Source organism: Polaromonas sp. (assembly GCF_030689685.1).
Lineage (GTDB): Bacteria > Pseudomonadota > Gammaproteobacteria > Burkholderiales > Burkholderiaceae_C > Polaromonas.
The window spans coordinates 46,629-71,408 of record NZ_JAUYEY010000101.1; the positions used below are offsets into that span (position 1 = coordinate 46,629).

24 protein-coding genes and 1 pseudogene are annotated in these 24,780 nt (G+C 56.2%); 3 read left to right on the plus strand and 22 right to left on the minus strand.

Annotated features, from left to right (window positions below; genetic code table 11):
* Positions 1 to 17: 17 nt before the first annotated feature.
* From Q8O29_RS20130 to Q8O29_RS20230, 21 genes and pseudogenes are all read right to left on the minus strand, one after another.
* Positions 18 to 671: a hypothetical protein gene (locus Q8O29_RS20130; protein ID WP_305566003.1), complete on the minus strand. Its 654-nt coding sequence runs from the start codon at positions 669 to 671 to the stop codon at positions 18 to 20.
* Between the two features lie 13 nt (positions 672 to 684).
* Positions 685 to 1,446 (minus strand): imidazole glycerol phosphate synthase subunit HisF, encoded by a 762-nt coding sequence (hisF, locus tag Q8O29_RS20135; RefSeq protein WP_305566005.1) that lies wholly within the window; start codon positions 1,444 to 1,446, stop codon positions 685 to 687.
* Positions 1,440 to 2,057: an imidazole glycerol phosphate synthase subunit HisH gene (hisH, locus tag Q8O29_RS20140; RefSeq protein WP_305566006.1), complete on the minus strand. Its 618-nt coding sequence runs from the start codon at positions 2,055 to 2,057 to the stop codon at positions 1,440 to 1,442. The genes hisF and hisH overlap by 7 nt, the downstream gene beginning before the upstream one ends.
* 5 nt (positions 2,058 to 2,062) lie before the next feature.
* Positions 2,063 to 3,241: an N-acetyl sugar amidotransferase gene (locus Q8O29_RS20145; RefSeq protein ID WP_305566007.1), complete on the minus strand. Its 1,179-nt coding sequence runs from the start codon at positions 3,239 to 3,241 to the stop codon at positions 2,063 to 2,065.
* Positions 3,242 to 3,378: 137 nt separating this feature from the next.
* Entirely contained in the window at positions 3,379 to 4,440 is a 1,062-nt protein-coding gene (locus Q8O29_RS20150) for a nucleotidyltransferase family protein (protein ID WP_305566008.1), read from the minus strand.
* Between the two features lie 15 nt (positions 4,441 to 4,455).
* Positions 4,456 to 5,619: a UDP-N-acetylglucosamine 2-epimerase gene (gene neuC, locus Q8O29_RS20155; protein ID WP_305566009.1), complete on the minus strand. Its 1,164-nt coding sequence runs from the start codon at positions 5,617 to 5,619 to the stop codon at positions 4,456 to 4,458.
* Entirely contained in the window at positions 5,616 to 6,623 is a 1,008-nt protein-coding gene (gene neuB, locus Q8O29_RS20160; protein ID WP_305566010.1) for an N-acetylneuraminate synthase, read from the minus strand. The genes neuC and neuB overlap by 4 nt, the downstream gene beginning before the upstream one ends.
* Positions 6,620 to 7,249, minus strand: coding sequence for an acetyltransferase (locus Q8O29_RS20165; RefSeq protein WP_305566012.1), 630 nt, complete (start codon positions 7,247 to 7,249; stop codon positions 6,620 to 6,622). Before Q8O29_RS20165 ends, neuB begins: the two co-directional genes overlap by 4 nt.
* Positions 7,246 to 8,418, minus strand: coding sequence for a LegC family aminotransferase (locus tag Q8O29_RS20170; protein ID WP_305566013.1), 1,173 nt, complete (start codon positions 8,416 to 8,418; stop codon positions 7,246 to 7,248). Before Q8O29_RS20170 ends, Q8O29_RS20165 begins: the two co-directional genes overlap by 4 nt.
* 11 nt (positions 8,419 to 8,429) lie before the next feature.
* Positions 8,430 to 9,428: an NAD-dependent 4,6-dehydratase LegB gene (locus tag Q8O29_RS20175; RefSeq protein WP_305566014.1), complete on the minus strand. Its 999-nt coding sequence runs from the start codon at positions 9,426 to 9,428 to the stop codon at positions 8,430 to 8,432.
* 34 nt (positions 9,429 to 9,462) lie between these two features.
* Complete coding sequence (locus Q8O29_RS20180) at positions 9,463 to 10,737, minus strand: lipopolysaccharide biosynthesis protein (protein ID WP_305566015.1); 1,275 nt, start codon at positions 10,735 to 10,737, stop codon at positions 9,463 to 9,465.
* Positions 10,734 to 11,855, minus strand: a complete 1,122-nt coding sequence (locus Q8O29_RS20185) for a DegT/DnrJ/EryC1/StrS aminotransferase family protein (protein WP_305566033.1) — start codon at positions 11,853 to 11,855, stop codon at positions 10,734 to 10,736. The genes Q8O29_RS20180 and Q8O29_RS20185 overlap by 4 nt, the downstream gene beginning before the upstream one ends.
* Before the next feature lie 9 nt (positions 11,856 to 11,864).
* Positions 11,865 to 12,458 (minus strand): acyltransferase, encoded by a 594-nt coding sequence (locus Q8O29_RS20190; RefSeq protein WP_305566016.1) that lies wholly within the window; start codon positions 12,456 to 12,458, stop codon positions 11,865 to 11,867.
* Positions 12,455 to 13,402: a Gfo/Idh/MocA family protein gene (locus Q8O29_RS20195; protein ID WP_305566017.1), complete on the minus strand. Its 948-nt coding sequence runs from the start codon at positions 13,400 to 13,402 to the stop codon at positions 12,455 to 12,457. The genes Q8O29_RS20190 and Q8O29_RS20195 overlap by 4 nt, the downstream gene beginning before the upstream one ends.
* 16 nt (positions 13,403 to 13,418) lie before the next feature.
* Positions 13,419 to 14,714, minus strand: coding sequence for a nucleotide sugar dehydrogenase (locus Q8O29_RS20200; protein ID WP_305566019.1), 1,296 nt, complete (start codon positions 14,712 to 14,714; stop codon positions 13,419 to 13,421).
* Positions 14,711 to 15,091 (minus strand): MarR family EPS-associated transcriptional regulator, encoded by a 381-nt coding sequence (locus Q8O29_RS20205; protein ID WP_305566020.1) that lies wholly within the window; start codon positions 15,089 to 15,091, stop codon positions 14,711 to 14,713. Before Q8O29_RS20205 ends, Q8O29_RS20200 begins: the two co-directional genes overlap by 4 nt.
* A gap of 87 nt (positions 15,092 to 15,178) precedes the next feature.
* Positions 15,179 to 15,721 carry a dTDP-4-dehydrorhamnose 3,5-epimerase gene (rfbC, locus tag Q8O29_RS20210; RefSeq protein ID WP_305566021.1) on the minus strand — a complete coding sequence of 181 codons (543 nt, stop codon included), beginning with the start codon at positions 15,719 to 15,721 and terminating at the stop codon, positions 15,179 to 15,181.
* Between the two features lie 28 nt (positions 15,722 to 15,749).
* Positions 15,750 to 16,630: pseudogene (gene rfbA, locus Q8O29_RS20215) on the minus strand (glucose-1-phosphate thymidylyltransferase RfbA).
* 20 nt (positions 16,631 to 16,650) lie between these two features.
* Positions 16,651 to 17,541 (minus strand): dTDP-4-dehydrorhamnose reductase, encoded by an 891-nt coding sequence (gene rfbD, locus Q8O29_RS20220; RefSeq protein WP_305566023.1) that lies wholly within the window; start codon positions 17,539 to 17,541, stop codon positions 16,651 to 16,653.
* A complete protein-coding gene (gene rfbB, locus Q8O29_RS20225) occupies positions 17,538 to 18,611 on the minus strand; it encodes a dTDP-glucose 4,6-dehydratase (protein ID WP_305566024.1) in 1,074 nt (357 codons plus the stop codon). Before rfbB ends, rfbD begins: the two co-directional genes overlap by 4 nt.
* Before the next feature lie 3 nt (positions 18,612 to 18,614).
* On the minus strand, positions 18,615 to 19,481 hold the full coding sequence (locus Q8O29_RS20230; protein WP_305566025.1) for a Wzz/FepE/Etk N-terminal domain-containing protein: 867 nt from the start codon (positions 19,479 to 19,481) through the stop codon (positions 18,615 to 18,617).
* Positions 19,482 to 19,788: 307 nt separating this feature from the next.
* On the opposite strand from Q8O29_RS20230, the gene Q8O29_RS20235 reads away from it, so the two are divergent.
* Positions 19,789 to 20,967: an IS4 family transposase gene (locus Q8O29_RS20235; protein ID WP_305566026.1), complete on the plus strand. Its 1,179-nt coding sequence runs from the start codon at positions 19,789 to 19,791 to the stop codon at positions 20,965 to 20,967.
* A gap of 210 nt (positions 20,968 to 21,177) precedes the next feature.
* A complete protein-coding gene (locus Q8O29_RS20240; RefSeq protein ID WP_305566028.1) occupies positions 21,178 to 21,525 on the plus strand; it encodes an H-NS histone family protein in 348 nt (115 codons plus the stop codon).
* 59 nt (positions 21,526 to 21,584) lie between these two features.
* Here the strand turns inward: Q8O29_RS20240 and Q8O29_RS20245 are convergent, their stop codons facing one another.
* Positions 21,585 to 23,582: an SDR family oxidoreductase gene (locus Q8O29_RS20245; protein ID WP_305566029.1), complete on the minus strand. Its 1,998-nt coding sequence runs from the start codon at positions 23,580 to 23,582 to the stop codon at positions 21,585 to 21,587.
* 194 nt (positions 23,583 to 23,776) lie between these two features.
* On the opposite strand from Q8O29_RS20245, the gene Q8O29_RS20250 reads away from it, so the two are divergent.
* Positions 23,777 to 24,277, plus strand: coding sequence for a phasin family protein (locus Q8O29_RS20250; RefSeq protein ID WP_305566030.1), 501 nt, complete (start codon positions 23,777 to 23,779; stop codon positions 24,275 to 24,277).
* Positions 24,278 to 24,780: the final 503 nt, after the last annotated feature.

Sequence of the window (24,780 nt, forward strand, 5' to 3'; positions counted from 1 at the left end):
AATAATCTCCGTTTAGATCAGTTTGCAGGCGCATCAAAACAGCGTGTGCGCACAGATTTCTCGTTATGCAGGAAGCGTTGATCTGGATATTGTCCGACCACCACGGTGGATGAAGGAACGTCAAGATTGACAATCATGCAATTTGCTGCCAGCACCACGTCATCGCCCAGCCTACAGTTGCCGAGTACGCTGGTGCGCGAGTACAGAATTGTTCCAGTACCAAATTTCGGATAAACATCTGTGACTGCGCCGATCGTACAGTTCTGGTAAACGACTAAATAGTCCTGGTAGCGCGCATGCCCCAGCACTGTTCCCAGTGGATGCACCAGCATGAAAATATCCGGCATTGCCACTGAATAGAACAGGTCCAGACCATGCAGTATTTTGTTGAGATAGAACAGACGGGTAGGCAGCTCAGTTGCACCATTCTCGCGCCACACCGTATTGGCAAAGAAGTACAGCAGTATCGCCATGTGGTCGCCGTTGAGATGGTCGAACAGTACCGCTTTGTCGCGCTGGTAGTATTTACGTTCTATGCGTGCGAAGCAATGCGCAACTCTCTCCAGCGCTCGCCCAAACAGTCTCGCATCCGCCGCATCGCTCACATAGCCGTCAGGCAGATGATGGGCAAGAAGCTGCATCACATATCTCTGTAGGTTGGCTTGCGACAAGCTAGACTGCATTTTATTTGAGCATCCGCATAGGGATATCGAGATTGCGCAAGTAGGAGCGTGCGCGTATCGGATTGTTGTCACCAAAGTGAAAAATGCTGGCACAAGCCGCCGCAGATGCAGCCGTATTCTTCAGAAGTGACACCAAGTGCATAAAGTTTCCTGCGCCGCCGCATACGATTACAGGCACGGGAACTGCGGACGCTATTAGCGCTGCAATCTCAAGATCATAGCCTTGCATTACGCCGTCCTGATCAATCGAATTTAGAAAAATCTCGCCTGCACCCAACGCCACAAGATGACGAGCATGGTCTACGGGGTCGATGCCTGTGGCTTCAGTCCCGCACCGAATCCAGACTCGAGCACCGTTTTCACCGTGGCGGTAGTCAATACCTGCAACGACACATTGACTGCCAAAGCGTTCAGCAATTTCACTGATTAAACTCGGGTTGGTTACTGCTGCTGTCGTCACGACAATTTTGTCCGCGCCGGCCAACAAAAGTTGGCGCACATCGTCGATCGATTCGATACCACCGCCTGCAGCTAGTGGCATGAAACACTCGGTCGCAGCTTCTCTAACGATATCAATAAGTTTTTTTTTCGAATACCTACTGGACGCAATGTCAAGAAACACCAACTCATCCGCATCCTGTGCGCTGTAGATGCGAACAGCGGTTTTAGGATTGCCCGTATCTCGATAGTTGGCGAATTGCACGCCTTTGACCATTCGGCCATCGCGCAGAAGCAAGACCGGGATAACGCGCTTCTTCAGCATTCCATATTCCACTCGACAAAATTCTTGAGGATCCGCAATCCAGAGGGTTGACTTTTTTCCGGATGAAACTGCATGCCGACTACATTGCCACTGGCCACACTCGCCACGATGTCACCACCAAAATTGCAGATTGCAATGACGTCGTCCGGGTTATCCGGAATACAGTGATAGGAGTGAACGAAATAGAAGTCAACATGCTGCTTGATCCCGCGAAATACGGGATGTGGCTCAATTCGAGAAAGATTGTTCCAACCCACGTGTGGGACCTTGTTCGGTGGAGACGGCCTTAAGCGAACAACTGCACCGCCAATCAGGCCTAAACCGGGCGTTGGCCCGTGCTCTTCGCCACGATCAAACAACAGTTGCATGCCAAGACAGATGCCGAGCATTGGTCGACCAGTAGCAGCATACTTCCTCAAAGAATTGGCCCAACCGGTGTTAACAAGCGTCGCCATTGCCGCGCCGAATGAACCCACGCCCGGGAGAATCAACCTCTCAAATTCCAGCGCCCTCTCCGGGTCGTTGCAGATATGTGCTTGATATCCGAGATGATCGAAAGCATTTCGGACAGATGCCAGGTTTCCGACACCGTAATCCACGATTGCAATCATGGTTTTTACCGATTATCTTCCCGATACCACTGGGCAAAATCCCAAGATTGCTTGGCTAACGGAATGTTCGAAAAATTCGGCTGGTGTGGCGGAATCACCATCTGCCCAACGAACTGATTGAACTCCTGCTCCGTAAGACCCATATATTCAAGAAAAACCTCTAGTGAGGGTGGCTTCCGCCCATCAAATTCCTCATTAAGACGGCGAGCCTCTTCCGGCTCCATCCTACCGGAACGCACATGAAATGCATTGATTTGCGCCACGCGGCTATAGCCGCGTTTGAGAAACTTAATATAGTCTCGCGTACCCTGCATAAAACATTCTATTTTTTCACCATGATCATTGATCTCACGAGGCACTCCCTCAATCTCGTCGACCTGCCAACCGAGCTCACGCTTGATGATCTCCGTGTTCTTGGTGTAATCCCAGGGAATGAAGCTTCCGAGAGGAACTGAGCAATAATTCAGCGCTTTTAGCTCCTTGACATCGGGATAGGTATAAGGAATAAGGTCACGTTTGTCAACCGGACTATCCGGACGATCAATCATGCCGTGCATATCCTCAGCGGTAATACCCAGTGTCCGCAACATATTAAATTTCTTGTCGTCTTCGTATTCGATTTCATCATCAAGATAATCGTAATACGCGGTAATCTCGGACTGCGTCTCGCCCCAGAATACAAGAGAAACCTTGTACATCAGGGCCACCCGGAGAGGGTACGAGTAAATGCCTGTATGACAATGCCAACAGAAATCAGTCTTACGGATAAATGATTCGAGCATCAAACGCTTGACTATTTTCCAGTTTGGCTGGAAGTCGATCACGTCGACGCCTAGTTTTTTGAACGTCCGCTGGTTGTTTTCTTCCACGACTTGTCGCATGAAGCCATGGTTGAAACGCACCACAAGGGGTTTAAGATTATATTCTTTCATTAGATAGTACAACTGAAACGTGCTGTCCTTTCCACCCGAAAACGGGATAATGCAGTCGTAGTCAGCTTTCCCACGATATTTCTCGATTAATTTATCCAGAAGTCGCTTTCGTTCATCCCAATCGATTACTTGTTGCTTGTGCGCAGCGCCACGGCAGATATTGCATATGCCCCGCGTGTCATATTCGATTGTTTCATACGTTTCAGGCAAACCGCATTTCACACAGCGCCTCAGCAATGGAAAACTTGTCATATATGTAGTACCTCTTAGTTTCTTATGAATTCGTTCTTCACAATGTGTGAACGAAGGATTTTCCAGCGGACGTACGACTGTACGAAAATCTTGTTGACTCTGCTATATCAACCCACAAGGGTTCCCGCTTATCCAACTCAGGACCTTGAGTTCGATAACACATGAGGGGCTAGCTCGAAATCACTAGGCCTGCCCACGTCCAGCCAGGGTTCATGCATTGGGTAGGCCACCGTGCGTTTGGCCTTCGCTTGGAGGCGCTCAAACAGGGTGGGCATATCGCAATGGGCATCATCAATCAAGACACTCAGCGCGCCCGGGTCAAGGGCATAAACGCCGGCATTGATATGGCTGCGGGCCACGGGCTTTTCCTCAAAACCGACAATTTCGACACCTTTAGTCTGCACCACGCCAAAGGGGTGCTGCCATTCGTGCACACGCACGGCCATGGTGGCGGCTGCGTCGTAGCGCATATGAAAATCGAGCAGTTCGCCGTAGCGGATATCGGTAATAACATCGCCGTTGGTGACCACGAACGGAGCATCAGGACATGGATTGAGCAAGCCCAGTGCGCCGGCCGTGCCCAAGGGGGACTTCTCGCGCAGGTAATCGACCTGTACGCCCAAACGCTCGCCATTGCCAAAGTGATTTTCAATCATATGCCCCAGATAATGAATGGCTAGCACAAAGTGGCTAAAGCCCTCCAACTTGGCACGCTCGATGATGTGCTCCAGAAGGGGTTTGCCTGCCACAGGTAACAAGGGTTTGGGGCAGTTTTCCGTGTGCGGGCGTAGTCGCGTACCCATCCCACCGGCCATGATGACCATCAGGTTGGAACGCGTTGGTAAGGTGGTGATTTCATCCCAGAGATGCAAGCCCACGACATGGTGGTGCTCATCGACCACGGGAATCTGCTGGATTTTATTCGCAACCATGAGCTGCATGACCATGTCACGCCCCATTTCAGGCGGCACCACCAGCGCATTGCGATGGATGACGCTTGCGATCGGGCTATCGAGATCCAGTCTCTTAAGCAAGCCACGCCGAATATCGCCGTCAGAAATCGTACCCTCTAGCTCCGCCCTGTCGTTGACGACCAAGACGATCTTGATCGAGACTTGGTCGAGGTTACGTATCGCCTGCTGTATGGTGGCATTAGCGGGGAGAATGGCCTCGCGCCAGCGTTCTTCAGTTGAGCTCACTTTTTGCGCCCCAAGTCAACATTCAGGTAGGTCATAAAAAGCTTTCTTGGCTATGCCATCAATGGAATATTGCTTTATGGTTTCAACCACTCGCTTACTTGCACCACCCTCTCCGTAGGGGTTGGCAACATGGTTCAAACTTGCTTGAAACTCGGGGGAGTAAAGTTTTTGCAGAGACGCAGTTATGTCTAATCGGTTAGGTTCGCAATTGATGACAGTTTCAGCGTGCAATCGGCCCCGCTGGCGATCACCGATGTTGATTGTTCCCTTCTTAAAACTAGGTACTTCGGTCAAGCCGCTGGAAGAATTACCCACCACGCCATCAACTTGGGCAATGCACGATAAATAACGCAGTTGCCCAAGGGAAATGTAGGCGCGGGCGTTTGGGTGTTGTGCAACAAATTGCTCCACCATCCTGATCAGCTCCCGGCCATCGGTATCAGCGTTAGGCATGGTGAAAATAAGTTGCGTGTCCCTTAGCGGGGCCAAGGCTGCCAGTAGTTCTGCCATCTGGTCCACGGCGGTTGTCGCCTCAAGAGTGGCTGGATGAAAGGTAATCAGCAGATTTTTTTGACCGAGTTTGAAGTTGAGCGACGCTTCTAGCGTTGCACGGTCAAGAATTTTTAAGCGTTTGATGTTGTCAACGCCCAGGCCACCGACAAGAAACACGCGTTCAGGCTGTTCGCCAAGTTGGACAACGCGCTGACGGTATTCTTCTGCTGCAACAAAATGAAGGTGTGACATCTTGGTGATCGAATGACGAAGCGCCTCATCAAAAGCCCCCTCAGTGCTCTCTCCGCCATGCAAGTGCGCCACCGGTATGCGGGCAACCAAGGCGGCAGTCACCGCCGAAAAAATTTCGAAGCGGTCGCCAAGCACCACGATCAGATCGGGCTGCAATTCGTTCAATGCATCGGAAAAACCGATCAACCCTAGGCCCATGGATTTAGCGATGCCCACGGGAGTGTCTGAACTGGTCAACATTTCAACCTTGCGGTCGATCTGGAAGCCGTCTTTCTCGATCTCGCGATAGGTGAGGCCGAACTCAGGCGACAGGTGCATACCGGTCGCAATAATCTGTAGTGTTAGCTCGGGATCATCCTTGATGCCTTGCATGACCCAGCGCATCAAGCCGTATTCGGCTCGGGTGCCGGTGATGACACAAATTTTGCGGGTCATAGCTCGATCAACTCGTCTGCCACAAAATCGCGTGGCGCGACGTTACCCAAGACTTCATCCCAACGCATTGGAGAGACGCCAGTACCGGGGCGCTTGGTGGTGATGTTTTGCGCACTAAAGACCTCGCCGGCCTTTATAGCTTGGCTGGCCACCAGTGATTTACGGGCGACCGGTTTGTTCCTGGCTTCGCTCGGGGTGAGGCGCTTGATGCCATCGCCCAGCGCGATTTCTATATTCCGAATGGCAGCCACCATGGCTTTGAGTTCTTCTGGCTCAAGGCTGGCTTGGTGGTCGGGGCCGGGCAGACTGCGGTCAAGGGTAAAGTGTTTTTCAATGACAGAAGCGCCCATGGCCACGGCGGCAATCGCCACCTCGATACCCTGCGTGTGATCTGAATAGCCCACCGCTACACCAAAGGCCGCATGAATGCTTTGCATTGCGCGCAGGTTTACCTCATTCATAGGTGTGGGGTATTCGGTTGTACAGTGCAATACCGTTACTTGGGAGCGTGCTGTGCCCGCCTGCTCCAGTACGTCAATAGCAGCTTCTATATCGCCCAGCGTTGCCATGCCAGTGGAAAGGATAACGTTTTTGCCAAGTTGGCCGATATGACGCAAGTAGGGCAGGTTGGTGATCTCTCCGGAAGGAATCTTGAAATGGTCCTGGCCAAGACTCAGCAGTAGATCGACGCTTTCGATATCAAAGCCAGTGGAGAAAAAACCTACGTTACGCAACGCACAGTGATCAATGAGAACTTTGTGCATGTCAGCGCTGAGCTCCAGGCGGCGAAGCATTTCATGTTGTGATTCTTGGCTGTCTGTAGTCTGGGTCTGGTAGGCAGCCTTTTCGGCGGTACGAGTGACTAGGCGGTTGGCGTTAAAAGTTTGAAACTTGACGATATCTACGTCAGCCTCAGCCGCCACATCAATTAACTTCTTGGCTAAGTCGAGGTCGCCGTTATGGTTGACACCGGCTTCGGCGATGATGAGTGTTCGGTTTTTCATGAGTTATCGTTACCCACAAAGCGGGCGTGAGCTGCCTGGTTGTGCCGCACAGAGAGACCCATCCCCACAATGCAGCGCTCCCCAAGCGTAATGCCCTCTTTAATGACGCTGCCACTGCCAACAAAGCTGCCTGCGCCAATATGCACATCGCCGTTGAGGATGGCGCCGGTGGAGATATGGCAGTGGTCTTCGACTGTCGCACCATGCTCAAGCAGCGCACGGGTATTGATGATGCAGTTGTTACCTACCCTGGCGCCAGCATTGACAATGGCGCCGTGCATCACGATGGCACCTGCGCCAATGGTAGCGTGACAGGAGACATGAGCGCTAGGCGCAATGATGGCTGGCAATTGAAACCCGAGTTCGATGGCTTGCTGAAAGAGGCGGATGCGGTGGTCGGGCGTCTGTATCTGACCTACGGTGATAAAGGCATATTGATAATCTTTGGTCAGTTGCGGTAAATCACCGTCCGTGGCGATGACCGGATAACCGAGGTGTTGGGTATTCATTTCCTCTGGTACGCCGATCAGCCCAGCGATCTGGTATCCGCCATCCTGCTCGATCACATCAATACACGCATGGGCGTGGCCACCGGCACCGATCAAGATAATTTTTGGTTTGCTCATGAGTTGACAGGAACCAGACCGGAACTGCTAGGGATATTAATCAAGCGCCTCTCCAGCGATTCAGCCACTGGCAAAGGCGCTTTCGGAGTGCTGGAGTACATTGGCATACGATGCATCAGCGTCCAGACCGGGCGTGTCATCAGGCCGGCGTCGTTAGTGGCGGCCAGCACAGCATCGCGCTGGTCAGAAAGGGATTCGTCGAGCAACAGCGTCTGCAGCCAGTAGTTGCTGCAGCACCCCGCTGGTTCAGCGACGAGGCTAACACCTGGAATACCGGCGAAACTCGACTGATAACAATCGAACAAATGACGTTTTTCTCTCAAAAAGCCAGGCAGCTGCTCAAGCTGGGCACAGCCCAGCGCAGCATTCAGATTGGGCAGCCGGTAGTTGTATCCCACTTCGTCATGCAGAAAGTTCCAGCGATGCGGCAGTTTTGCCGTGGTGGTCAGGTGCTTTGCGCGTGCGCCCAATTCGAGGTCATTGGTGAGGATGGCGCCCCCGCCACCAGTCGTGATGGTTTTGTTGCCATTGAAACTTAAGGTGCCCATCAGGCCGAAGGTTCCGGTGTGGCGTCCGCCCACGGTGCTGCCCAGCGATTCGGCGGCGTCTTCAATGAGTTGCAGGCGGAAGTCGTGCGCCACCGCGAGCAACGCTTCAATGTCAACGGGATGCCCGAAAGTGTGCATTGGCACCATCGCGCGAATGATCCGGCCGGTGCTGCGGTTGATACAGTGGCCGTCGCGCATCTCGGTCGTGGCCGACAGGTAGTCTCGCAGTGCGTGGGCGTCCATGCCGAGCGAGCGCTCCTCGCTGTCAACAAAATGCGGTGTTGCTTGGCAATAGGCCACGGCGTTGGCGGTGGCGATGAAGGTCAACGCGGGCAACAGCACCTCGTCCCCAGCTTCTACTCCCGCCAGGCGCAGTGCCACGTGCAGTGCGGCTGTGCCGTTGACCACGGCTACCGCACGCTTGGCGCCGGTAAACGCCGCTAGGTCATCTTCGAAACGATCAACAAACTTGCCCACCGAGGATACAAAGGTTGAATCGAGACATTCCTTCAGGTAGATCCATTCATTGCCGCGAAAACGCGGCTCGTGCAGGGCAAGCGGCCCATTGCCTACCACGGCGGAGATGGCTTGCACGATTTCTTGAGGAAGATCGCGTTGCATATCCACGGGGCTCATAGGTTGTAGAGGTCGGCTTTGTAAGCCGACAGGTTGGCGCGTTCGCGAAACCAAGCGATGGTCTCTGTCAGGCCGCGCAAGAATCCTTCGCGGCTACCGTATTGGGGTTGCCAGCTCAGAAGTTCTCGTGCTTTGGTGTTGGATGCCCACAGGCGTTCAACTTCGCTTTTCTCAGGACGCAAACGTTGTTTGTCCGTAATGATTTCGATGGTTGTGCCCATGGCCTCTGCGATGGCGTGGGCAGTGTCGCCAATAGATATTTCGAAATTACTGCCCAAGTTAATGACTTCACCAACGCCACGGTCTGACTCCAGGGCGGCGATAAAACCAGCCACTGTGTCGGCCACGTAGTTGAAGTCGCGTGTGGGCGACACCGCACCGAGTTTGATCTGACGCTGCCCATGGGCAATCTGGGTGATGATGGTCGGGATCACGGCACGAGCGGACTGGCGTGGGCCGTAGGTGTTGAAGGGCCGCAACAGCGTAACTGGTGTACCAAACGATGAATAAAACGACATGGCAATTTGATCGGCACCAATCTTGCTAGCCGAATAAGGCGATTGGCCTTGCAGCGGATGATCTTCGGTTATCGGCACGAAGCGCGCCGTGCCGTACACCTCGCTCGTCGACGTCTGCACCACCTTGCTCACGCCAAGGTCGCGCGCCGCCTGGATGATGTTAAGCGTGCCCTTGATGTTGGTGTCGACGTAGGTGTCGGGCGAATGGTACGAATACGGGATGGCGATCAGAGCTGCGAGGTGCAGCACCGCGTCGCAGTCTTTCATGGCAGTACGCACTCCGTTGGGGTCTCGCACGTCGCCAGCGAACACTTCAAACTTGCCTTTGACGTCTGCCCCGCAGTGGTCGAGCCACCCCCAGGAGTTGAACGAGTTGTAGAGTACGAATGCCCGAACATCGTAGCCCGCGCGCACAAGCGCTTCAGTAAGGTGGGAGCCGATGAAGCCGTCGGCGCCGGTAATCAGGATTTTTTTCATGAGTCGTATTAAATAATTCGTATAGACGCGGTCGTCAGCCGGCCGTTGACCGGAGTGCTTTCAACCAAGGCATTGGGTGTACTTTATGAGCAAGCCACCACGTACCAATAAAACTAAGCGCATGTGTCCACATGAACGCCTGCCCCGCGCCAGCAAGGCCGTTATGCTCAACGAGAATGAACATCAAAGGAATGTTTACAAGACCAGAAACAAAGGTAACCGCAGCAAGAACCTTGGTTTTGCTCTCAAAAAAAACGTAGTTGGTAACCATGTAATAACAGCCACCAAATGCAAAGCCCAGGGCGATATAAATTACGAGCTCTCCTGCTGCCCGAAAAGACTCGCCCACCAGAAAACCAAGAAACATCGGCGCCGAGAGACCAAAAGCTGCGGCGGCCGCAAACACCAAGACAAAATAAAGATAGGTCCCTCTGACAATCGCTACACGCAAAGCCTCGGTTGGTTTTGATAGATTTTTCATGAGCCAGGGTGCGTAAGCCTTATTGAAAGACTCAGTTACGAGGCCCAGAGCTTGCCCAACCTGCAATGCAACCATGTATATGCCAGCGTGAGCTACATCGAGCAGCCTGACAATAATAAACCGGTCAGCGGCGACTATCAATAATCCGCCAATCACATGAGGTATCAGCGGAACACCAAATTTCAAGGCATCGCGGTAGTGCACATGCCAGCCGCCGGGAAACCGCAGCAGACCATCCCTTAATAGCCACCACAGAGCAATTATCCCAAACAGCATGACTGCCACAGACTGGCCCAGAACCCGTCCTTCCCAAGCCATTCCAACTATTAGTATCAAGACCAGCGAAACAGCCGCATTAAGCAAGCTTTGAGTTATCTGGAACGTCCCGTATTTTTTTGCTTCCCCAAAAACCTGCCAAAGTGAAAGCCGAATATTGCCAAGGAACTGGAAGCCGGAAAGCACAACCGCCGCCAGGAGCCAATCAGAGGGCACGCCGGAGACCCCTGCCAGCCACGACCCAAATACAGCAATCAGCAGGAAGAGCACGGACGTGCTAATCACCAAAATTCCGACACAGGTGCCGACATACTCGGCCAGTTCCTTTTTCTCCATTTGGAAGTAGCGAACCCCTATGGCGCCGTGCACACTCAGGCCGGTGAATGCGCCAAACACGCTGAGCACAATGCCAAACATGGCTACGATGCCGTAGTCGGCTGGCGTGAGCACCCGGGTCAAAATCGGCAAAAGCAGGAACGGAATTCCGGCATTGAGGATGTTGGCCCCAAAATAAATCGCCGAGTTGCCGAAAAGCCTGTTCTGAGGGTTCACTGCAAGCTGGCCCCGTTAGCTGCGAGGCTCTGCGCAATATGGCGCTGCTCCGATGCTGTCAAACCGGGACTCATCGGCAAACTTATCACTTGTTCGGCCACTTTATCGCCCACCGGCAAATAGGTGGCACTGTCGGCCACAGCTGGCTGCTTGTTCAGCGGAATCGGGTAATGCACAGCGCTGGGGATACCGGCCTGCCTGAGCTTTTCCTGCACTGCATCGCGTTTCTGGACACGAATGGTGTATTGCGCCCAGGCGCTGGTGTTGTGGGGTTCGATGTAAGGCAGCGCCAGTACGTTTGGCTGACTGAAGTCAGCCCTACCGGATGCAATGACGTTGTTGTACCGCCCGGCCACTTGCTGGCGTAAGGCGATTTCTTCATCCAGTACGGCCAGCTTGGGCAGCAGGATGGCGGCTTGAAGCGTGTCCAGGCGGCTGTTCACGCCCACGCGGATGTGGTGGTAGCGCCGGTCTTGCCCGTGGCGGGCGATCTGGCGCATAACTTTGGCCAACTCATCGTCGTTGGTGAAAATGGCACCGCCATCACCATAGCAGCCCAGCGGTTTGCTGGGGAAGAAGCTGGCGCAGGCAATGGTGCTGAGATTGCAGCTTTTGCTGCCTTTGTAGCTGGCGCCAAAACTCTGCGCTGCATCTTCAATGACCGGTATGCCATGCCTGGCGGCAATGGCGTTGATGGCGTCGAAGTCTGCGCACTGGCCGTACAGGCTGACCGGAATGATGGCTTTGGTACGCGGGGCGATGGCGGCTTCAAGCAACTTGGGGTCCAGGTTGTAAGTGCGCGGGTCGATGTCCACATAGACCGGTTTGGCACCGAGCAGGGCTACGGTTTCGGCGGTGGCAATGTAAGTAAAGCCCGGGGTGATGACTTCGTCACCGGGGCCAATGCCCAGCGCCATTTGCGCAATCTGCAGAGCGTCGGTGCCGTTGGCTACGCTGATGCAGTACTTTGCGCCGGTGTAGTCGGCTAGTTTTTCTTCGAGCTCGGCGACTTCGGGGCCAAGTATGTATTGACCGTGATCCAGCACGCGCTGGATGCCAGCGTCGATTTCGGTTTTGAGACGCCGGTATTGGCTTTTCAGGTCGATGAATTCCATGATTTTCTTAGCTCAGGTGTTGTTGGTTTCGTCTGCCAACTGGCATTGGCCATTGGTCAAGATGTAGCGCTGGCTGGTGTGGGAGCAAGTGGCTTGGGCGTCGCCGGTCAGGGGCAGGTCCAGTTGCTCGCCATACTGGCTGACCCAGCCAATATGCCGTGCAGGCACGCCCACCATCAGCGCGTATCCAGGAACATCCTTAGTGACGACGGCGCCGGCGCCAACAAGGGCAAACTCGCCAATGGTCACGCTACAGACGATGGTGCAGTTGGCGCCTAGAGTGGCGCCCTTCCTGACCAGGGTTTTGCGGTATTCGCTCTTGCGCTCGATGAGGGCGCGCGGGTTGTACACGTTGGTAAACACCATACTAGGGCCGCAAAACACCCCCTCTTCCAGCGTCACTTCGTCATAAACGCTGACGTTGTTTTGTATCTTGCAGCGGTCGCCAATGACCACCTTGTTGCCGACAAACACGTTTTGTCCAAGCGACACTCCCTTGCCAATACGGGCACCCGCGCAAACGTGCACAAAGTGCCAAATGCGTGAGCCTTCGCCGACTTTCGCACCATCGTCAACGATGGCACTGGGGTGCTGGGTGTAGCTCATGCCAGCAGGCGTTTGACGTAAGGGTGTGCGTCCGCACCAGGCGCGACAATTTTTGCCGTGCGGATGATGTTGACAGTTTCAATGCAGTGGCGGGCATCATCCAGACCGTAGCCACGGCCGGCCAGAATTTCCCGGTAGCTGATGGTGTGCAGGTCGGTAAAACCTTCGGAGAATTCAAGCTGTTCGCCGCTGATGTCGATATTGCGGTAAGTGGGCCTTTTGCCCTTGACTTCGTCAGGAAGGTCGTTGGCGTCTATGGAAAGAAACCAGCGTACCCGGGCACGTTCGTATTCCAGGTAGCCTGCGGCCTTGGCTTCGCCGCTGTAGTGCACCACGTTTTGCTGCAGATTGCCAAAGATGAAGTGCAGCATGTCATAGAAATGCACGCCAATGTTGGTGGCTACGCCGAAGGACTTGCGCGGATCACCCTTCCAACTTTCGGCGTACCACTTGCCGCGCGAGGTGATGTAGGTCAACTCAACATCGAACTTGGTGTCTTTGGGGGCAGCGGCGACCTTGTCGCGGAGCTTGAGGATGGCGGCATGGTGGCGCAGTTGCAGGATGTTGTAAACACGCTGGCCAGTCTCTTTTTCGACCAATGCCAATTCATTTAGCAATTGAGGGGTAGGTACCAGCGGTTTTTCGCAAATCACGTCGCAACCCAGGCGCAGGCCGGCAGCGATTTGCGAGTGGTGCAGGTAGTTAGGGGTGCAGATGGAGACATAGTCGAGCGCGGTGGTGGGGATGCGCTTGAGCTGGTGGGCATGATCAAGGAAGCGTTCAAATTCGGTAAAAAATGCGCTTTCTGGTGAGATGCTGTCGATGATGCCGACCGAATCGTTGATGTCGTAAGCCACCGCCAGATGGTTGCCGGTGTCTTTGATGGCGTGCATGTGGCGCGGAGCGATGTAGCCGGCGGCGCCGATCAGGGCAAAGTTTTTCATGTGTTTTCTTGATTGACTACAGACGGAAAACAGTGAAGCCGGCTGCGGCGGCTTCGTGGCGATCGAGCAAACTCTTCACGTCGGCCAGCACGGGCTTGGGGCCTCGGCACAGCCCACGCAGTTCGGCTGGCGTGGCATGACGGTATTGGTTGTGCCCCACAGCCACCACCAGCGCATCAACCGGATTGGCTGCGTCAATGGTGCCCAGTTGCAGGCCGTATTCGTGTGCTACTTCGTCGGCGCTGGCCCAAGGGTCGGCCACCACCGCCGTGATGCCCCAGGCTTCAAACTCGCGAACCATGTCCACGACTTTGCTGTTGCGGATGTCGGGGCAATTTTCTTTAAAGGTAATGCCCAGCACGCCGACACGGCAGCGCGCCACGTCCATGCCGTTTTTCAGCATGAGTTTGATGGTGTTGCGCGCCACGTAGCGGGCCATGTTGTCGTTGATGCGGCGACCTGCCAAGATTACTTGTGGGTGGTAGCCCACTTCCTCGGCTTTATGGGTCAAATAATAAGGATCTACGCCGATGCAGTGGCCACCCACCAGACCGGGGCGAAAAGGCAGAAAGTTCCATTTACTGCCAGCCGCTTCTAGCACGTCGAGAGTGTCGATGCCCAAGCGCTCAAAAATGACGGAGAGCTCGTTGACCAAGGCGATATTGAGGTCACGCTGGGTGTTTTCAATCACCTTGGCGGCCTCGGCCACTTTGATGCTGCTGGCTTTGTGGGTGCCGGCTATGACAATTTGCTTGTAGAGTGCATCGACCGCATCAGCTACCTCGGGCGTGCTGCCGCTGGTGATTTTCTTGATCTTGGTGAGGGTGTTGACTTTGTCGCCGGGGTTGATGCGCTCGGGGCTGTAGCCGCAGAAAAAATCGACGTTGAACTTTTTGCCGCTGAACTTTTCCAGCACAGGCACGCACACTTCTTCGGTGGCGCCGGGGTACACGGTGGATTCGTAAATGACGACGTCGCCTTGCTTGAGCGCCTTGCCAACCGTTTCGCTCGCGTTGACCAGTGGTGTCAGGTCGGGGCGGTTGGCCTTGTTCACGGGTGTGGGCACGGTGACGATGAAAATCTGACAGACTTTCAGATCATCCGGATCACGGCTGAAGCGCAGGTGAGCTGCTTCCTTCAGGTCTTGTGAAGTTACTTCGAGCGTGCTGTCTTGCCCGGCCTTAAGCTCGGAAATGCGGGCGGCATTGATGTCAAAGCCCAGCACGGGGCGCTGTTTACCGAACTCAACTGCCAGCGGAAGACCCACATAACCCAAGCCGACGAGGGCGATTTGCTGATTGCTTAGATTCATGACGATTTGACGGTTTCTGGGACAGGTTTGCTTTGGGCTGTGTTCATTTCCGACTTCAGCGCTTCAATCTCAAGCGTGAGGCTTTCATATTCGGCCACCTTGCGCCCCAGAAAGCGGACGGTGAGACCGGCTTTTTCGGTAACGCCCGTGGGCGTGAGCAGGTAGGCGTAAGCCAGCTTGTTCTGGCTTTTCTTGAAGCTCTGCATCTTGATAAAACCCTTGCCCAGCAATGCCTTGAGGCAATAGTTGGTTTTGCCAAGGCTCACCCCCAGCGCTTCGGCCAACTCGCGCTGGCTCAGCTGCGGGTTGGCCTCTAAAAGGCGCAAGACCTTGAGATGGTTTTCTTCTTGCAGGGAAGGGAATTCACAAGTGTTCATTTAGTGAACGCAGATACTAGCACGTCTTGATGGGGGGTCGTAGAAGAGAGGTGCATTGATGCGCTGCTCAGCCACCTATCGCCACCATCAAAATGTCTGGGCATCACGCAATGCCAGACCTTGCTGGTCTTTGGCTGAAAGACTGGGCTGTTGGCCGATGGGCCACTGGATACCAATGGCAGAGTCATTCCACGCAATGCAACGCTCATGCTCCGGCGCATAGTAGTCGGTGGTTTTGTACAGGAAGTCCGCCGACTCGCTTGTCACCACAAACCCATGCGCAAACCCCGGCGGCACCCACAACTGCCGGTGATTTTCTTCGCTCAACTCAACGCCCACCCACTTTCCAAAAGTCGGCGAGGACTTGCGAATATCCACCGCTACATCAAACACTGCCCCGCGCACTACCCGCACCAGCTTGCCTTGGAACTGCTGGATCTGGTAATGCAGCCCGCGCAGCACGCCTTTGGCACTACGGCTGTGGTTGTCCTGCACAAACTGGTAATTGCTACCGGTTGCTATGTTGAAGGCTTTCTGGTTGAAGCTTTCAAAGAAAAAACCACGGGCGTCGCCAAATACCTTGGGTTCGATGATGAGGACGCCAGGAATGGCGGTGGAGATCACGTTCATGATGAAATCTGAAGACCTGGATCCCGGATCAAGCCCGGGATGACAGGAGACCGAACAGATACTGGCCGTAACCATTCTTAGCCAGAGGTCCAGCCAGCTTTTCAAGCTGCTCGGAGGTGATAAAGCCGTTGCGCCAGGCGATTTCTTCAGGGCAAGCGATCTTCAGGCCCTGCCTGCGCTCCAGCGTGGCGATGAACTGGCCGGCTTCCAACAGGCTGTCATGCGTGCCGGTGTCCAGCCAGGCGTAGCCGCGCTGCATGATCTGCACGTTGAGCTGTCCGCGCTCAAGGTAGGCCTGGTTGACTGCGGTGATTTCGAGCTCGCCGCGCGCGCTGGGTTTCACGGCCTTGGCAATATCGGCGATCTGGTTGTCGTAAAAATACAGGCCGGTGACGGCAAAGTTGCTCTTAGGGTTGGCGGGGTTTTCCTCAATGCTCTTGGCCTTGCCGTGGCCATCGAAGGCGACGACACCGTAGCGTTCGGGGGCTTGCACATGGGAGGCAAATACCTTGGCGCCGCTGGCCTGGCTGTCAGCGCTTGAGAGCAAATTCACAAAATCATGGCCGTAAAACAGGTTGTCACCGAGCACCAGGGCGCTAGGGGCATTGCCTACAAACTGCTCGCCGATGATGAAGGCTTGCGCCAGGCCGTCCGGGCTGGGCTGCACGGCGTATTGAGACTCATGCCCCACTGGCTGCCGTCGCCCAGCAGTTGCGTAAAGCGCGGCGTGTCTTGCGGGGTGCTGATGATTAAAACGTCACGGATACCGGCCAGCATCAGGGTGCTGAGCGGGTAATAAATCATGGGCTTGTCGTACACCGGGAGCAGTTGCTTGCTGATGGCCAGGGTGGCCGGGTGTAGCCGGCTGCCGGAGCCGCCCGCGAGGATGATGCCTTTGCGTGGAGTCATGGCCATCTTGTTTTCCATATTCAAAGGATTTCGGCCAGCATGCGGTCCACGCCTTGCTGCCACGCGGGGAGCTGTAGGCCGAAGGTGGCTTGCAGCTTGGCGGTGTTTAGGCGCGAGTTGTGCGGGCGCCTGGCGGGCGTGGGGAAGGCGCTGGTGGGCACGGGGGCGACTTCTTTTGCTATTATATTAATAGCATAATGCGCACGTTCTGCTTGGGCTAACACGTGTTTTGCATACCCATTCCAGGTGGTTTCGCCGCTGGCTGCCAGATGGTAAAGGCCCGCGGCCTGCGGCTGCGCCATGGCCTGGCGAATGGCGTGGGCCGTCACATCGGCAATCAACTCGGCGCCGGTGGGTGCGCCCCACTGGTCGTCAATCACGGTGAGTCGTTCGCGCTCCTGCGCCAGACGCAGCATGGTTTTGGCAAAGTTGCTACCGCGTGCCGCGTAAACCCAGCTAGTTCTGAAGATCAGGTGCCGGCTGCAGTGGGCCGCTATCAGCTGCTCGCCTTCGAGCTTGGTCTGGCCGTATACACTGAGCGGAGCGGGCGTGTCGGTTTCAATCCACGGCTGGCTGCCGCTGCCGTCAAACACGTAGTCGGTGGAGTAGTGCACCAGCCAGGCGCCGAGCTTGTGCGCCTCTTGCGCCAGCAGGCCGGGGGCCAACGCATTGATGAGGCGGGCAGATTCGGGCTCGCTTTCGGCCTTGTCGACTGCGGTATGTGCGGCGGCATTGACGATGACGTCAGGACGTACTGCTTGCACGGTAGCCGCCAGCCCCTGCAAATTACCCAGATCACCGCAAAAGCTCTGGCTGTGGCGGTCCAGGGCGATGACTTCGCCCAGCGGAGCCAAGCTGCGCTGGAGCTCCCAGCCTACCTGGCCGTTTTTACCAAGAAGCAGGATTTTCATGCCACAGCCGTGCCCGCGTACTGGGTCTGCACCCAGTCGCGGTAGGCGCCGCTTTGCACATGTGCCGCCCAGTCGGGGTTGGCAAGGTACCACTGCACGGTCTTGCGGATGCCGGACTCGAAAGTTTCGGCGGGTTTCCAGCCGAGTTCGCGCTCAATCTTGCTGGCGTCAATGGCATAGCGGCGGTCATGACCGGGACGGTCTTTGACGGTGGTGATCTGGGTGCTGTAGGGCGTGCCGTCGGCCTTGGGGCGCAACTCGTCGAGGAGCGTGCACACGGTGTGCACAATCTCACTGTTGGATTTTTCGTTCCAGCCGCCGATGTTGTAGACCTCGCCAGGCTGGCCGGCTTCAAGCACGCGGCGGATGGCGCTGCAGTGGTCTTTGACATAGAGCCAGTCGCGCACCTGCATGCCGTCGCCATAGACCGGGAGCGATTTGCCGGCCATGGCGTTGACGATCATCAGAGGAATGAGCTTTTCAGGAAAATGGTACGGGCCGTAGTTGTTGCTGCAGTTGGTGGTCAGCACCGGCAGGCCGTAGGTGTGGTGGTAGGCGCGCACCAGGTGGTCACTGGCGGCCTTGCTGGCGCTGTAGGGGCTGTTGGGCTCGTAGCGGTGGGTTTCGGTGAAGGGGGGGTCGGTGGCACCCAGGGAGCCGTAGACCTCTTCGGTGGACACATGCAGCAGGCAAAAACTGGTTTTGGCCTCGCTCTGCAGGCCGTTCCAGTAGGCACGCACAGCCTCCAGGAGGCGAAAGGTACCGACAACGTTGGTCTGAACGAAGTCTTCCGGGCTGCGGATGGAGCGGTCCACATGCGACTCCGCGGCAAAGTTAAGCACGGCACGGGGCTGATGCATGGCCAGCAAGCTAGCGACCAGCGCGTTGTCGCCGATGTCGCCCGGCACAAAGGTATGCCGCGCATCGCCCTGCAAGCCGGCCAAGGTTTCGAGGTTGCCCGCGTAGGTGAGCTTGTCAAGGTTGACAATGGGCTCGTTGGACTGAGCCAGCCAGTCGAGCACGAAGTTGGCGCCTATGAAGCCGGCACCCCCGGTGACGAGAATGGTCATTTTTTATAGCGACGCTTGGGGTGTCAACCCTAACGCGCGGCGAATACGCGCCAGCTTGCCTGCCGCCTCGGCATCGGTGGCCGCGGTGCGCAAGGCCTGCCGCACAAAAACGAACAGCAGCAGCAGCAGCCCCGTCCCCAGCGTGGCGCCAATCGCCATCAGCGCCTTTTTGGGTTTGATGGCTTTTTCCGGCAGGGTCGGCGCCTGTAACAGCAGGGCCTCGCTCAGGCCTTCGAGTTGAGTCTCCAGCTTGCTGACCTGGCCTTGAGCGTCGGCGGCGGCGGTCAGCAGGTCGGCATAGCCACGCGATAATTCGCTGCCGCCCGAGGCGCTGACGGGGGACACTTCAAGACGTTTGAGCATTCCAGCGGCGGCACTTTCAGCGTTTTTGAAGCGTCCTTGCGCTTCGGCCAACTGCACTTCAAGCCGTTTGGCCGCGCTGCCCTTGGGCCGGCTTTGCAGATAGGTTTGCTGGAGCAAGGCATTGGCCGTGGCTTGCGCCTGCTCGGGCGTGGGCGCTGTGACGGTTAGCGTGAGAAGCTTGTCGTTTCGGCCAACGGCCACACTGATGCTTCCACGCAGCGCAAGACGGGCGCCCTCAACGCCGTGTTCCTTGTCCATCCCCAGGCCTGCAGCGACCGGGTCCAGCACGGCGGCGGTGGTCATCAGGCTGGCAATGGCCTGCTCGGCCTGGAGTACGGCCACGCTCTGGAAGGTTTGCGGCAACACAAAGCCCAAGGCCAGCGCGCACAGCCCCACCAGCAGAGGCCCGATGATGAGCAACCTGGCGTTTTCTGCCAGGATAACCAGCAGGTCGAGCAGGTTGAGTTCTTCTGCCTCGGTGGGCACAGGGCTTTGAATTTCTTCCATGGATTATTTCTCAGGCTTTGTAAACATGGAAGCATTTTACGTGGCACATGCCCTCAGGGCGAATGACACTTATTTCAGCCAAAAAGGCTGTCATCCCGGCCTTGAGCCGGGATCCATGCCACATGTTTCACCGCACAGGCCCGCGAGGCATGGATTGCGGGTTAAGCCCACTACTGTCCGGAGAAAGGTTCTCATTTGAGTTGTAAGGCATTGATTTGATTGATTTAAACGCCGATCGGCGTTGAAGTCGATTTGAATTTCGGATGGTCTGACCCGCACACTTGCATCGATTTGCGGGGGTGTGGTCATGAACAAGGGCAAGCTCGTGTTCGCGCAGTTGAAGGAGCACTTGCCGCGATCGGTTTTTGATCGCTGCGTGGCTCGTTACGCGGGCTCGCATGGACCGCTGAAGTTTTCGCACTGGGATCAGTTGCTGTGCATGATGTTCGCGCAATTGACCTCGCGGGAGGGCCTGCGCGACATCACCACGTGCCTTCGCAGCCAGGCAGGCAAGCTCTATCACGCCGGCATCCACGGCAGCATTGCGCGCTCCACCTTGGCCGATGCGAACGAGCGGCGCGACTGCCGGATCTTTGAAGACTTCGCGTTGCATCTGATCGGGGTGGCGCGCGGCTTGTACCGCAACGACAGCTTGTCGCTGGAGTTCAAGCAATCGGTCTATGCGATTGATGCCAGCACCATCGAGCTGTGCCTGCAACTGTTCAAGTGGGCGCCTGCGGCCAATGCCAAGGCGGGCATCAAGCTGCACACGATGCTGGACTTGCGCGGCAGCATTCCCACCGTTGTGCGCATCACGCCGGCGCTGGTGTCCGACGCCTCGTTTCTGGACGATCTCCCTCTGGAGGCGGGCAGTTTCTATGTGATGGATCACGGCTACATTCACTTCGCACGCCTGATCCGTTTCACTCACGCTGCGGCCTTCTTTGTGATCCGCTCCATGGACAAGCTGAAATACGAAGTGGTGAGCAACTGTGCGGTTGAACAGCCCGAAATTCTCAGCGACACGCATATCCTCATGCGCGGAAGGTACACCAAGGTGGATTACCCGCTGACGCTGCGCCGCATTGAATTTCTTGACGCTGAACATGATCGAGTGCTGACCTTCTTGACCAATCATTTCGAGCTGAAGGCCAGCCAGGTCGCATCGCTGTACAAGAGCCGCTGGCAAGTCGAGCTGTTCTTCAAGTGGATCAAGCAGAACTTGCGCATCAAGGCCTTCGTGGGCAACAGCGTCAACGCGGTGAAGACCCAGATATGGATAGCAATCACGACTTATGCCCTGGTGGCGATTATTCGAAAGCGCATGCATCTCACAGCTTCGCTTCACACCATATTGCAGGTGCTGAGCCTGTCGTTTTTTGAGCGCATTTCGATCAATCAACTCATGCTCCAAGCGGCCGACCTTGACGTCGATCCGGAGATTTCAGAACAGATTTCATTATTTGAAAATATCTCCGGACAGTAGTGGGTTAAGCCCGCAATGACAACTTCAGGCGTCATCCACGGTTCCGCCCTACCCGCGCCCAAGGGGCAGGGAGCGACACAATCTGAATACTTCTGCAATGACGCGTCAGGTATTTAAAGAAATATTCTAAATATTCTAAATATTTTGTCGTATCCATAAACGCCTGCTATTATAAAGTGATTATCCACACCCTCAGAAAATCGACTGAATATGTCAACCCTGACCGAATTACAGCAACAAATTAATCAAGCCGAAGCCAAGGTGAATGAACTGCGCGCGCAGTTGGCGCAGCAGAAAAATAATGAGCGTGCGCAAGCCATCAATACAGCCAAAGAGTTGATAAAAACCTTTCAACTCTCGACCGCCGATTTAGGGCTTTCCGGCAAAAAAGTCTCCGCCCGCAAAAAAGCAGTCAACGCCGACAAACGCATGATCGTAGCGCCCAAATACCGCGACCCGGCTACCGGCAAAACCTGGACCGGCCGGGGCAAGACGCCCGGCTGGATGACAAACGAGTTATCGGCGGGTCGCAGCAAGCAGGATTTGTTGATTAATTAAACTGGCCGCGTAGAAAAGGAGGCGATGCTTGCCTTCTTCTATTTACGGCGAGCGGCAGCTCAGAAATGAATCCCGCGCATCATCTGCTGCAAGGCCACAGCCTCGGGCGACAAGGTCTGCTTGACGGGCTTGTCCCCCGGCTTCGCGCCTTTGGCGGCCGATGAATCCGGGAACATGCGAAAGCTGGTGTTCATCGCGATCTGGGCCACCCGCGGCAACAGCGCGTGCAGCACCTGGCCGGCGATACCGAGGCGGGTCGCAATACGCACCGATTTGAAGATGCAGGCCTGAGCCACCAGATCGGCGGCTTCCTCGGGGCTCAGGGTCGGCACGTTGTTGTAGAGGTTGGTGGGCGCGATCATGGGCGTGCGCACCAGCGGCATGTTGATGGTGGTGAAGGTGATGCCCTGATCGGCAAACTCGCTGGACGCGCAGCGTGTCCAGGCATCCAGCGCGGACTTGGAGGCCACATAGGCCGAGAAGCGCGGCGCGTTGGTCAGCACGCCGATGGAGCTGATGTTGACCACGTGGCCCTTGCGTTTGGCCACCATGCCGGGCAGAAAGCCCATGGTGACGCGCAGGCAGCCGAAGTAGTTGAGCTGCATGGTGCGCTCGAAATCGTGAAAACGGTCGTAGCTGGCCTCGATGGCGCGGCGGATCGAGCGGCCGGCGTTGTTGATGAGGAAGTCAACGCTTCCGTGGTTGGCGATCAGCGTTTGCACAAAGCGGTCGCAATCGGCCATGTCGGCGATGTCGGCCGGGTAGGCCTTGAACTCATAGCCCTTGGCCCTGGCCTCCTTGCAGGCCTCGTCCAGCTTGTCCTGGTCGCGGCCGCAGATGATGGTGACAGCACCGGCTTCGGCAAATTTGTGCGCCGCCGCCAGGCCAATGCCGGAGGAGCCGCCGGTGATCAGCACTACCTTGCCGTTGACCGTGCCCCTGAGCGAGCGGTCGATGTGCAGGTCCGGGTCCAGGTGCCGCTCCCAATAGTCCCAGACACGCCAGGCGTAATCCTTCAGGTTGGGGCATTCCACCCCCGAGCCCTTCAGGGCCGCCAGCGTTTCGCGGCAGTCAAAACGGGTCGGGTAGTTGACAAAGGTCAGCATGTCCTCGGGCAGGCCCAGGTCGGCCATGATGGCGTTGCGCACGCGCCGCACCGGCGCGAGCGCCATCAGGCTCTTCTTGACGCCGCGCGGAATGAAGCCGAGCAGCGCCGCGTTGACGAACAGGTTCATCTTGGGCGCGTGGGCGGCACGGCTGAAAATGTCCAGGACATCGCCGACGCGGTAGCCCACCGGGTCCACCAGGTGGAAGCACTTTTTGGCAATGCTGGCCTTGTGGCTGATGACATCCAGCGCGTCGACGACAAAATCGACCGGCACGATGTTGATGCGGCCGCCCTCCAGGCCCACTGCCGGCATCCACGGCGGCAGCAACTGGCGCATGCGCTGGATCAGCTTGAAGAAGTAGTAGGGCCCGTCGATCTTGTCCATCTCCCCGGTCGTGCTGTCGCCCACCACCATCGCGGGCCTGAACACCGTCCACGGCACCTTGCACTCCTTGCGCACGATTTTTTCGCTCTCGTGCTTGGTCATGAAGTAGGGATGTTCGTAGTTCTCGGCCTCCTCGAACATGTCCTCGCGGAACACGCCTTCATACAGGCCTGCCGCGGCGATCGAGCTGACGTGGTGGAAATGCCCAGCGTCGATGGCTTTCGCAAACTCGACGGTATGGCGCGTGCCTTCCACATTGACGGCGATCTGGCTTTCCTCGTCGGCGCTCAGGTCGTACACGGCCGCCAAGTGATAGAAGTGATCGATCTGGCCCTTGAGCTTTTTGATGTCGTCGGCAAACACACCGAGTTTTTTTGCCGTCAGGTCGCCATGAACAGGCACGGCCCTGGCCGCGCTCACCCCCCAGTACTCGCGCAGCGCCTCCACCTTGCCAGCGCTTTCCTTTCGGATCAGGAAATAGACAACAGACCCCTTGCGCTCAAGAAGCTTTTTAACCAGGCGCTTGCCGATGAAGCCCGTGGCTCCGGTGACGAAATACTGCATTGTGATCTCCGCTAGGTGACTCTGAACCAAGGATTCTTGCGCAAGCCCCGTTGCCCACTGGTCAGCAGAAACCCGCGCACACCCGGCTTCTAGGAGCCCTTACCTAAACCTGGTCACCCGACTGGGCTTATATTTTGACCCTATGCCGCATCTCCCTGCGGCGTCAATCCATACCCCACCATCAGGAGCCCACCATGGTCAAAAAACTGCAGAAAATGAGCGCCGATAAAAAGTCCGGTCCGCAACTGTCGGGTGCCGTCAAGGAGTCTGCCCAGCAGATCTGGCTTGCCGGTCTGGGCGCTTTCTCCAAGGCCCAGGAAGAAGGCGGCAAAGTGTTCGAGACCCTGGTCAAGGAAGGCCTGTCCATCCAGCGCAAGACCCAGGCTGTCGCCGAGGAAAAAATCTCCACCGCCACCAGCAAGATGGCCACCATGGCGACCGACATCAGCTCCAAGGCCGGCCACCAGTGGGACAAGCTCGAAACCATTTTTGAAGAGCGCGTGGCCAAGGCGCTGAACAAGCTGGGTGTGCCATCGGCCAAGGATGTCGAAGCGCTGATCGCGCGTATCGACGAACTGAACAAAAACGTGCAGCAGATGGCCGCCAAGCCCGCAACTGCGCCACGCGCGACCGCAAAAAAAGCGACGGCACGCAAACCAGCGGCCAAACGCGCACCGGCACGCAAGTCGGCCTGATATCTGGCAGCACCGACCAAAGGGACGTTTTAACGTCCCTTTTTTACGCCCACTTCCTGCAGCCATCCAGCAAGCGCATGGCCTGATCATTGAGCGTTTCAAAGCACATGGCAGTCGGAACGCTCAGTCCCTCACCCCGACCCTCTCCCAGAGGGAGAGGGTGAGAGCAGTCCAATTGCCTGCCGCGTATTGGAAAAAGATCCATAGATCTTGCTCGCCTTCCCTACTTCCAACACCCCGGTGAGTCGGTTAGAGTCTTGAGGAAGCGCTGAACAAGTCCCCTGCGGCGTGCGATCAGCCGGGCTCGGGCGGTATGCTGCGTTGAATTTCTTGCCAATAGCCAGCTATTGGCTGCGAAATTCGCCTTGCACCCCATCCCTATCCGGCTGCCGCACATCCGCCAGGACTTATTCCATTTCCACAACATTAGTGCAATAATATCCTCCATCATACTTGATGGAGAAAGTCATGGCACGTCCAGTTACCGGGGATGATGAGACGAT